The sequence below is a fragment of the Roseisolibacter sp. H3M3-2 genome (genome assembly GCF_029211165.1).
Lineage (GTDB): Bacteria > Gemmatimonadota > Gemmatimonadetes > Gemmatimonadales > Gemmatimonadaceae > Roseisolibacter.
Genome location: NZ_JARGEK010000159.1, coordinates 1 through 10,078 on the forward strand (window position 1 = coordinate 1; position 10,078 = coordinate 10,078).

The 10,078-nt window shown below is 78.5% G+C and carries 6 protein-coding genes and 2 pseudogenes; 4 read left to right on the plus strand and 4 right to left on the minus strand.

Annotated features, from left to right (window positions below; translation table 11 throughout):
* The 4 genes and pseudogenes from PYV61_RS13875 to PYV61_RS13890 form a co-directional block, all read right to left on the minus strand.
* Window positions 1-1,655: pseudogene (locus tag PYV61_RS13875) on the minus strand (hypothetical protein); the annotation flags it as partial.
* Entirely contained in the window at window positions 1,652-2,224 is a 573-nt protein-coding gene (locus PYV61_RS13880; protein ID WP_275832516.1) for a hypothetical protein, read from the minus strand. The gene PYV61_RS13880 and the pseudogene PYV61_RS13875, both read right to left, overlap by 4 nt.
* Window positions 2,225-2,338: 114 nt before the next feature.
* Window positions 2,339-2,602, minus strand: a complete 264-nt coding sequence (locus tag PYV61_RS13885; protein ID WP_275832518.1) for a hypothetical protein — start codon at window positions 2,600-2,602, stop codon at window positions 2,339-2,341.
* 268 nt (window positions 2,603-2,870) lie between these two features.
* On the minus strand, window positions 2,871-5,060 hold the full coding sequence (locus PYV61_RS13890; RefSeq protein WP_275832521.1) for a PAS domain S-box protein: 2,190 nt from the start codon (window positions 5,058-5,060) through the stop codon (window positions 2,871-2,873).
* On the opposite strand from PYV61_RS13890, the gene PYV61_RS13895 reads away from it, so the two are divergent.
* The 4 genes and pseudogenes from PYV61_RS13895 to PYV61_RS13910 all read left to right on the plus strand — a co-directional run.
* A complete protein-coding gene (locus tag PYV61_RS13895) occupies window positions 5,019-7,208 on the plus strand; it encodes a PAS domain S-box protein (protein WP_275832521.1) in 2,190 nt (729 codons plus the stop codon). The two genes, PYV61_RS13890 and PYV61_RS13895, sit on opposite strands and share 42 nt — an antisense overlap.
* A 268-nt stretch (window positions 7,209-7,476) precedes the next feature.
* On the plus strand, window positions 7,477-7,740 hold the full coding sequence (locus PYV61_RS13900; protein ID WP_275832518.1) for a hypothetical protein: 264 nt from the start codon (window positions 7,477-7,479) through the stop codon (window positions 7,738-7,740).
* A gap of 114 nt (window positions 7,741-7,854) precedes the next feature.
* Complete coding sequence (locus PYV61_RS13905) at window positions 7,855-8,427, plus strand: hypothetical protein (protein WP_275832516.1); 573 nt, start codon at window positions 7,855-7,857, stop codon at window positions 8,425-8,427.
* A pseudogene (locus PYV61_RS13910) lies at window positions 8,424-10,078 on the plus strand (hypothetical protein); the annotation flags it as partial. The gene PYV61_RS13905 and the pseudogene PYV61_RS13910, both read left to right, overlap by 4 nt.

Sequence of the window (10,078 nt, forward strand, 5' to 3'; positions counted from 1 at the left end):
GGGTCGGCGGCGGTGCCGGCGCCCGGGGCGGCCGCCTGCGCAGCGCCGGTGAGCAGCGCGCGCAGCGTGCCGAGCACCTCCGCCATCGCCGGCGGCGCCAGCGCCAGCGCCTTCCAGTAGCGCGCCAGCTCGGCCACCGGGTCGGCGACCAGCGCCGGCGCCGAGATCGCGGGCACGCCGGCGGGGGGCGTGACGCCGAGCAGCGTGCCCACGTGCGCGCCCGCGGCGCCGAGGCCGGCGAGCGCGCTCGCCAGCGCGTCGTTCACCACCGTGCCGGCGGCGTCCAGCGCGGCGTCGGGGGACGACAGGTCGAGGCGCGGGTACGCGCGCCCGCCGAGGACGACGTCCTCCAGCGTCAGCACGAAGGCGGGGCGCCGCTCCTCGGCGGTCAGCCCGCGCACCGCGACGCCCACGTGCACGCTCGCGATCGCGGGGTCGCCCGTCAGCAGCGGCGGGCCGCCGGCGTCGGCGCCCTCGACCACCTCGGCGCGCGCGTCGGCGAGCGCGACCACGCTGCCGGCCTGCGTGTCGGCGCGCAGCAGGTCGGCCGCCAGGCGCACGCGCGCGCCCGCGCGCGGCGCCAGCGACAGCTCGGCCCACGGCGTGAGCACCGGGTGCCCGCCCGTCCCCGGCGCGACGCGCACGCCGATCGCGAAGGTCACCGGCCCCGCCGTCGCCGAGACCGCGGTGCGCGGCACGTCCACGTCCGCGCCGGTGAGCAGGGCGAGCTGCTGCAGCCAGGCGGCGCGCGCGGTGGTGTCGAGCAGCACCCCCTCGACCCAGCCCACGAGCGCGGGGATCCCGCGCGTCGTGAGGTCGGCCAGCGGGAGCGGCGGGAGGTTCGCCACCTCGCGCAGGCCGAGCAGCCCGGTGAGCGCCGCGAACGGCCGCAGCGCCGGCTGCGTGACGTCGAGCGCCTCGGCCTGCGCGCGCACGAGGCCGACGATCAGCGCCATCGCCTCCTGCTGCAGCGACTCCGCGTCGTCGCCGTCCACCACGAAGGTGCGCGGGGCCGGCGCGCCGGGGAGCTGCAGGTCGCGCAGGGTGAGCGCGAACGCGACCGGGTCGGCCGGCGCCGTCGGCACGCCGAGGCCGAGCGCGAAGCCGCCGAGCGACGCCTCGCCGGCCGGCGGCGCGCCCTCGCGCAGCGTCAGGTCCACGGACAGCTCGACGCGCCCGCCGGGGCGTCCGAGGAGCAGCCAGCCGGGGAGCCCGCCCGAGTCGGCCGGGGGCGCGGCGTCGCCGCGCGCGAGCTGGAAGAGCGGGACGTGTACGCGCGTCGCCACCGCGGGCGCGCCGCCGGTCGCGTGCTCGAGCGCGACGCCGAGGCGCACCGTGCTCCCCATCGGCCGCACGACGGCGTAGATCGTCACCTGCGGCGACGTCTCGCGGAACAGCGGCACCCAGGTCGCGCCGTCGCGCGTGTCCCGGTCGGGGGCGCCGAGCACCTCGTCGACGAAGGCGAGCAGGGCGTCGCGCTGCCCGTCGTCGGCGAGCACGGTGCGCAGCCCGCGCGGGTTGCCGGTGCCGCTCCCGGGGGGGCGCCCCACCGGGTCGGCGAACCACGCGGGGTTCGGGTTCCCCGCGTCGTCCAACAGGCCGAGCGCGCTGGCGAGCTGCGCGAAGGCGTCGAGCTGCGTCCCGGTGAAGCTCATCGCGCGGTCCTCGTGCCGAGGTCGATGCGGGGGGCGGGCTGCACGAGCAGGAGGCGCGCGTCGGCGGCGACGGCGAGCGGGACGAACGGGCGCCCCTGCGCGTCCTTGCCGGCCTGCGCCGCGAGCTGCTGCGCGAGGTGCACGAGCGCCTCCCACGCGAACGCGGCGATCGCCTCCGACCAGAGCCCGGCGATCAGCGGCGGCGCGGCGACGCGGTCGAACGTCGTCATCACGAGCCCCGCGGGGCGCTGCGGCGTGCCGACGGCGATCGGCACCGGCACGGTGACCGGCTTCTCGACCTGGTCGCACGACACCGGGACGCCGACGGTGACGAGCCCCGGCGCGCAGGCGAGCGTGACGCCGAACGCGTCGACCTGCAGCTCGCTGTCGCCCTGCGTCCACACGAAGGCGCCGGTGGAGCGCGGCGGGAGGTCGGCGACGAACCGGATCGTGGTGCGGAGGATCCGGGTCGCCTCCTCGGCGGGGACGCGCAGCAGCTTGGTCGTCGTCGCGGCGGCGGCGGCGCGCGCGGGCGTACGCGCGGCGGGGCGCGTGGTGGCGCGGGGCATGGTCGTCCTGCGGATGGAGGAGAGCGCGCGGGGGCGGTGCCGATGCGCCGGACGCTGCGGGCTGCGGACCGCGGGTTGGAATCCGCAGCCCGCAGCCCGCAGCGTCCGGCGCGTTCAGCTCCCGTCGCGCCGCGCCGACGCCCGGCGGTAGACCCGCAGCGCCGCGACCGCGACCGCCCCGGTGCCCGCCGCGAGCGCCGCGAGCGCGACGTCGAGCAGCGCGAACCACGGGCTGCGCGCGAGCTCCCCGCTCACGTAGGCGGCGAGGAGGCCGACGGCGACGGCGCCGGCGCCGAGCACGGGCGCGGCGGCGAGGCCGCGCGCGCTCACGAGGGCGCCCCAGAGGACGCCGAGGACGACGGGGAACCACTCGTCCATGCACACCTCCGCACGCGGTCACGGGCGCGCGGGACCACGCGGCGCGACACGGCATCGTGCGCGCACGCGCGATCGTGAACGACGCATCAGCGTCGCCGCGCGGACGCCACCATACGACATCCGCGCGCGCGCGTCCAGTCGCAAACCCGCGAACGGCGCGCGCGCGGCGCGCCGCGTCCGCGCGTCCGTGTGCCGCGCGTCACACCGCCGCGCGTGGCGAGCGCGAGCGCTACGCGCGCGTCACGCGCGCGCTGCCGTCACTCCGACGTCACACGTCGTCGCGCGCGCGCAGCGGGCCCGGGCGTGCGCGGCGGCGCTCGGTCACGCGCTGCAACGCCGCCAGCAGCGCGTCGGCGCTCAGCGGCTTCTCGACGAACGCGTCGTGCGGCCCCGCGTCGGCGGGCGGCGCCTGGTCGGAGTAGCCCGACACGAACACCACCGGCACCGCCGGGTCCTCCGCGCGCACCACCGCCACCAGCTCGCGCCCGCCCATCTCGGGCATGCGCAGGTCGCTGACGACCGCGTCCACGCGCGCGCGGTTCGCGCGCCACACCAGCAGCGCGTCGGCGCCGTGCCGCGCCTCCAGCACCGCGCACCCGCGGCGCTCCAGCATGCGGCGCATCGCGACGCGCACCGGCGACTCGTCCTCCACCAGCAGCACCGTCAGCGCGTGCGCGCCGGGGGACGGCGCGGCGTGCGCGTGCTCGCCCCCGTCGGCGTCCGTCGCGTCGGGCGGGAGGAGGATGGTGAACGCCGCCCCGCGCCCCGGCGCGCTCTCCACGCGGATCGCGCCCCCGGCCTGCTGCACGATCCCGAACGCGGTCGCGAGCCCGAGCCCCGTCCCCGCGCCCACGGCCTTGGTCGTGAAGAACGGCTCGAACACGTGCGCGCGCGTCGCCGCGTCCATCCCGTGCCCCGTGTCGCGCACGACGAGGCGCACCCACTCGCCGGCCGTCACGCCGTCCCCCCACGCGCGCGCCTCGGCGGCGGTGAGCGCCACGCTCCCGACCTCGAGCCGCAGCGTGCCCCCCGTCCCCGCGTGCCCGTGCAGCGGCGTCAGCATCGCGTCGCGCGCGTTCACCGCGAGGTTCATCAGCACCTGCTCCAGCTGCCCCGGGTCGGCGTTCACCGGCGGCACCCCCTCGGCGACCTGCACGGCCAGCGCGATCTCCTCGCCGATCACGCGCCGCAGCATCTTCTCGGCGCCGCGCACCAGCTCGCCCAGCGCCACCTGCTGCGGGCGCACCGGCTGCTTGCGGCTGAACGTCAGCAGCTGCCGCACCAGCGCCCGCGCGCGCTCCGACGCGTGCGCGATCTCGACGAGGTCGGGGCGCACCGGGTGGTCGGGCGGCAGGTCCTGCTGCACGAACTCCAGGTTCCCGCCGATCACCGTCAGCAGGTTGTTGAAGTCGTGCGCGATCCCGCCGGCGAGCTGGCCGACCGCCTCCATCTTCTGCGCCTGCCGCAGCCGCTCCTCCAGCGCGCGGCGCTCCTCCTCGGCGCGCACCTGGTCGGTGACGTCGATCCACGTGCAGTACGACAGCCGCCGCCCCGCCGACTCGAACGGGCGCGTGGTGACGAGCACCTCGCGCGCCTCGCCCGCCTTCGTGAGGTGGCGCCGCCGGAACTGCAGCCGCCCGTCGCCGTCGGCCGCCGACGCGATCAGCGCGCGCACCGCGTCGCGCTCCCCCGGCGCCTCCAGCTCGGCGGCCGTCAGCTCGGCGAACTCCGCGCGGGTGTAGCCGAGCGTCGCGCACGCGTCGTCGTTGAACGAGACGAAGCGCAGCGTCTCGGGGTCGAGGACGCCCATGCTCCCCGGCATCGCGTCGAACGACGCGCGGAACCACGCCTCGCTCTCGCGCGCCGCCGCCAGCGCCTCGGCCAGCGCGGCGTCGGTCGCGCGGCGCGCGGTCACGTCCTCGATCGTCCCCACGACGCCGACGTACGTCCCCGCGGCGTCGCGCAGCGGCGCCGAGCGGCCGTGCACCCAGCGCACGCGCCCGTCCTCGAGCACCAGGCGGTACGGCTGCTCGAACTCGCGCTCCGCGCGCAGCGCCTCGGTCCACGCCCCGAGCAGCGTCGGCAGGTCGTCGGGGTGCACGCGCGCCGTCCACCCGTGCCCGGCGATCGCCTCCGCGGGGACGCCCCAGATCTCGGCCAGCCGCGGGTTCGCGTACGTGACCGCGCCGTCGAGCCCCGCGTGGAAGATCCCGACCGGCGAGCACGCGCTGAGCGAGCGGAAGCGCTCCTCCGCCTCGGCGACCGCGCGCTCGGCGGCGCGGCTGGCGGTGACGTCGGTGAGCGTGCCGACCATGCGCAGCGCGCGCCCCGCGGCGTCGCGCGCCACCACGCGCCCGCGGCCGAGCAGCCAGCGCCAGCTCCCGTCGCGGTGGCGGACGCGGTACTCCGCCGCCTGGTGCGGCGCCTCGCCGCGCACGTGCGCGGCGAGGCGCCGCACCAGGCGGCGGAGTACCGCGTCCGCCACCGCGACGGGAGCTGGCGCTGGCTGCTCGGCCGCGGGCGCGTGGTGGCGCGCGACGCCGCGGGGCGCGCGCTGCGCATGGTCGGCACGCTCACCGACGTCACCGCCAGCCGCGCCGCCGAGCGCGCGGTCGCCGAGGCGGAGGAGCGCTTCCGCTCGCTCAGCGCGTGCTCGCCGGTCGGGATCTTCCACGCGGGGCTCGACGGCGCGGTCACGTACGCGAACCCGCGGCTGGCCGAGATCTGGGGCGTCCCCGCGGAGGCGATCGCCGGGCACGGGTGGACGGCGCGCGTGCACCCCGACGACCTGCCGACGCTGCTCGGGGCGTGGACCGAGGCGCTGCGCGCGGAGCGCGAGTTCGAGCAGCCGTACCGCCTGGTGCTCGAGGACGGGCGCGTGCGCTGGGTGCACGGCCGCTCGGCGCCGCTGCGCGACGCCGCGGGGACGTACGTCGGCGTCGTGGGGACGATCGAGGACGTGACCGCGCGCCGCGCGACCGACGCCGCGCTGGCCGAGGCGCTGGCGGCGGCGCGCGAGAGCGAGGCGTGGTTCCGCGCGTCGTTCGACGCGATGCCGGGGAGCATGGGCGTCCTCGACCCCGAGACGCTGCGCTTCGTCTCGTTCAACGACGACGCGTGCGCGACGCTCGGCTACACCCGCGCGGAGTTCGCCGAGCTGACGGCCGCCGAGCTGGAGGCGCCGGGGGAGCGCGACGCGGTGCGCGCGCTGATCGCGTCGGCGGCCGACGGCGACGGGCGGCTGCAGTTCCGGCGGCGCCACCTCACGAAGGCGGGCGAGGCGCGCGAGGTGCTCGTCACCACGCGCCCGTTCGAGTCGGCGGGGCGGCGGCTGTCGTACTGCACGTGGATCGACGTCACCGACCAGGTGCGCGCCGAGGAGGAGCGCCGCGCGCTGGAGGAGCGGCTGCGGCAGGCGCAGAAGATGGAGGCGGTCGGCCAGCTCGCCGGCGGGATCGCGCACGACTTCAACAACCTGCTGACGGTGATCGGCGGGAACCTGGAGTTCGTGCAGCAGGACCTGCCGCCCGACCACCCGGTGCGCCCCGACCTCGTCGAGATCGCGCACGCGTCGGAGCGCGCGCGGGCGCTGGTGCGGCAGCTGCTGACGTTCAGCCGCAAGCAGCCGGTGCGCCCGCAGCAGGTGGCGCTGGGCGAGCTGGTGCGCGGCGCCGAGAAGATGCTGCGGCGCGTGATCGGCGAGGAGATCGCGCTGGCCGTGCAGGTCGCCGAGGGGGTGCCGCCGGTGAACGCCGACCCGGGGCAGCTGGAGCAGGTGCTGATGAACCTCGCGGTGAACGCGCGCGACGCGATGCTGACGCCGCTGCACGGGCACGCGGGGACGGGGGGCACGCTGCGGCTCGAGGTCGGGAGCGTGGCGCTCACCGCCGCCGAGGCGCGCGCGTGGGGGGACGGCGTGACGGCCGGCGAGTGGGTGCGCCTCGTCGTGCGCGACACGGGGCACGGGATGGACGCGGCGACGCGCGCGCACGTGTTCGAGCCGTTCTTCACGACCAAGGCCGTGGGCGCGGGGACGGGGCTCGGGCTCGCGACCGCGTTCGGGATCGTGCAGCAGGCCGGGGGCGCGATCCGCGTGGAGAGCGCGCCGGGGCGCGGGGCGGCGTTCACCATCCTCCTCCCGCCCGACGCGACGGACGCCGACGGGGGCGAGCACGCGCACGCCGCGCCGTCCCCCGGCGCGCACGCGCTGACGGTGCTGCTGGTGGAGGACGAGTCGCCGGTGCGCGTCGCGATGCGCCGCATGCTGGAGCGCCGCGGGTGCGCGGTGCTGGAGGCGCGGCACGGCGCCGACGCGCTGCTGGTGTGGCGCGCGAACCGCGCGCGCGTGGACGCGGTCGTCAGCGACCTGCGCATGCCCGAGATGGGCGGGCGCGAGCTGGTGGCGGTGGTGCGCGCGGAGGACCCGGCGGTGCCGGTGGTGTTCGTGTCGGGCTACTCCGACCAGGCGCCGCCCGCCGACGCGGGGCCGCACGACGCGTTCGTCGAGAAGCCGCTGAGCGCCGACGCGCTGCTGGCGGCGTTGCAGCGCGTGACCGAGCGCCGCCGCGCACGCCCGGGCCCGCTGCGCGCGCGCGACGACGTGTGACGTCGGAGTGACGGCAGCGCGCGCGTGACGCGCGCGTAGCGCTCGCGCTCGCCACGCGCGGCGGTGTGACGCGCGGCACACGGACGCGCGGACGCGGCGCGCCGCGCGCGCGCCGTTCGCGGGTTTGCGACTGGACGCGCGCGCGCGGATGTCGTATGGTGGCGTCCGCGCGGCGACGCTGATGCGTCGTTCACGATCGCGCGTGCGCGCACGATGCCGTGTCGCGCCGCGTGGTCCCGCGCGCCCGTGACCGCGTGCGGAGGTGTGCATGGACGAGTGGTTCCCCGTCGTCCTCGGCGTCCTCTGGGGCGCCCTCGTGAGCGCGCGCGGCCTCGCCGCCGCGCCCGTGCTCGGCGCCGGCGCCGTCGCCGTCGGCCTCCTCGCCGCCTACGTGAGCGGGGAGCTCGCGCGCAGCCCGTGGTTCGCGCTGCTCGACGTCGCGCTCGCGGCGCTCGCGGCGGGCACCGGGGCGGTCGCGGTCGCGGCGCTGCGGGTCTACCGCCGGGCGTCGGCGCGGCGCGACGGGAGCTGAACGCGCCGGACGCTGCGGGCTGCGGGCTGCGGATTCCAACCCGCGGTCCGCAGCCCGCAGCGTCCGGCGCATCGGCACCGCCCCCGCGCGCTCTCCTCCATCCGCAGGACGACCATGCCCCGCGCCACCACGCGCCCCGCCGCGCGTACGCCCGCGCGCGCCGCCGCCGCCGCGACGACGACCAAGCTGCTGCGCGTCCCCGCCGAGGAGGCGACCCGGATCCTCCGCACCACGATCCGGTTCGTCGCCGACCTCCCGCCGCGCTCCACCGGCGCCTTCGTGTGGACGCAGGGCGACAGCGAGCTGCAGGTCGACGCGTTCGGCGTCACGCTCGCCTGCGCGCCGGGGCTCGTCACCGTCGGCGTCCCGGTGTCGTGCGACCAGGTCGAGAAGCCGGTCACCGTGCCGGTGCCGATCGCCGTCGGCACGCCGCAGCGCCCCGCGGGGCTCGTGATGACGACGTTCGACCGCGTCGCCGCGCCGCCGCTGATCGCCGGGCTCTGGTCGGAGGCGATCGCCGCGTTCGCGTGGGAGGCGCTCGTGCACCTCGCGCAGCAGCTCGCGGCGCAGGCCGGCAAGGACGCGCAGGGGCGCCCGTTCGTCCCGCTCGCCGTCGCCGCCGACGCGCGCCTCCTGCTCGTGCAGCCCGCCCCCCGCATCGACCTCGGCACGAGGACCGCGCGATGAGCTTCACCGGGACGCAGCTCGACGCCTTCGCGCAGCTCGCCAGCGCGCTCGGCCTGTTGGACGACGCGGGGAACCCGAACCCCGCGTGGTTCGCCGACCCGGTGGGGCGCCCCCCCGGGAGCGGCACCGGCAACCCGCGCGGGCTGCGCACCGTGCTCGCCGACGACGGGCAGCGCGACGCCCTGCTCGCCTTCGTCGACGAGGTGCTCGGCGCCCCCGACCGGGACACGCGCGACGGCGCGACCTGGGTGCCGCTGTTCCGCGAGACGTCGCCGCAGGTGACGATCTACGCCGTCGTGCGGCCGATGGGGAGCACGGTGCGCCTCGGCGTCGCGCTCGAGCACGCGACCGGCGGCGCGCCCGCGGTGGCGACGCGCGTACACGTCCCGCTCTTCCAGCTCGCGCGCGGCGACGCCGCGCCCCCGGCCGACTCGGGCGGGCTCCCCGGCTGGCTGCTCCTCGGACGCCCCGGCGGGCGCGTCGAGCTGTCCGTGGACCTGACGCTGCGCGAGGGCGCGCCGCCGGCCGGCGAGGCGTCGCTCGGCGGCTTCGCGCTCGGCCTCGGCGTGCCGACGGCGCCGGCCGACCCGGTCGCGTTCGCGCTCACCCTGCGCGACCTGCAGCTCCCCGGCGCGCCGGCCCCGCGCACCTTCGTGGTGGACGGCGACGACGCGGAGTCGCTGCAGCAGGAGGCGATGGCGCTGATCGTCGGCCTCGTGCGCGCGCAGGCCGAGGCGCTCGACGTCACGCAGCCGGCGCTGCGGCCGTTCGCGGCGCTCACCGGGCTGCTCGGCCTGCGCGAGGTGGCGAACCTCCCGCCGCTCCCGCTGGCCGACCTCACGACGCGCGGGATCCCCGCGCTCGTGGGCTGGGTCGAGGGGGTGCTGCTCGACACCACCGCGCGCGCCGCCTGGCTGCAGCAGCTCGCCCTGCTCACCGGCGCGGACGTGGACGTGCCGCGCACCGCGGTCTCGGCGACGGCGGGGCCGGTGACCTTCGCGATCGGCGTGCGCGTCGCGCCGGGGACGGGCGGGCACCCGGTGCTCACGCCGTGGGCCGAGCTGTCGCTGGCGCCGCGCGCGGGCGCGCGCGTGCGCCTGGCGGCCGACCTGCTGCGCGCCGACACGCAGGCCGGCAGCGTGGTCGCGCTCGCCGACGCGCGCGCCGAGGTGGTCGAGGGCGCCGACGCCGGCGGCCCGCCGCTGCTGACGGGCGACCCCGCGATCGCGAGCGTGCACGTGGGCGTCGCGGTGCGCGGGCTGACCGCCGAGGAGCGGCGCCCCGCCTTCGTGCTGACGCTGGAGGACGTCGTCCTCGGCGGGCGCGCGTACCCGCGCCTCGACCTGTCGTCCCCCGACGCCGCGCTGGACGCCGCCGGCACGGTGGTGAACGACGCGCTGGCGAGCGCGCTCGCCGGCCTCGGCGCCGCGGGCGCGCACGTGGGCACGCTGCTCGGCGTCACGCCCCCCGCCGGCGTGCCCGCGATCTCGGCGCCGGCGCTGGTCGCCGACCCGGTGGCCGAGCTGGCGCGCTACTGGAAGGCGCTGGCGCTGGCGCCGCCGGCGATGGCGGAGGTGCTCGGCACGCTGCGCGCGCTGCTCACCGGCGCTGCGCAGGCGGCCGCCCCGGGCGCCGGCACCGCCGCCGACCC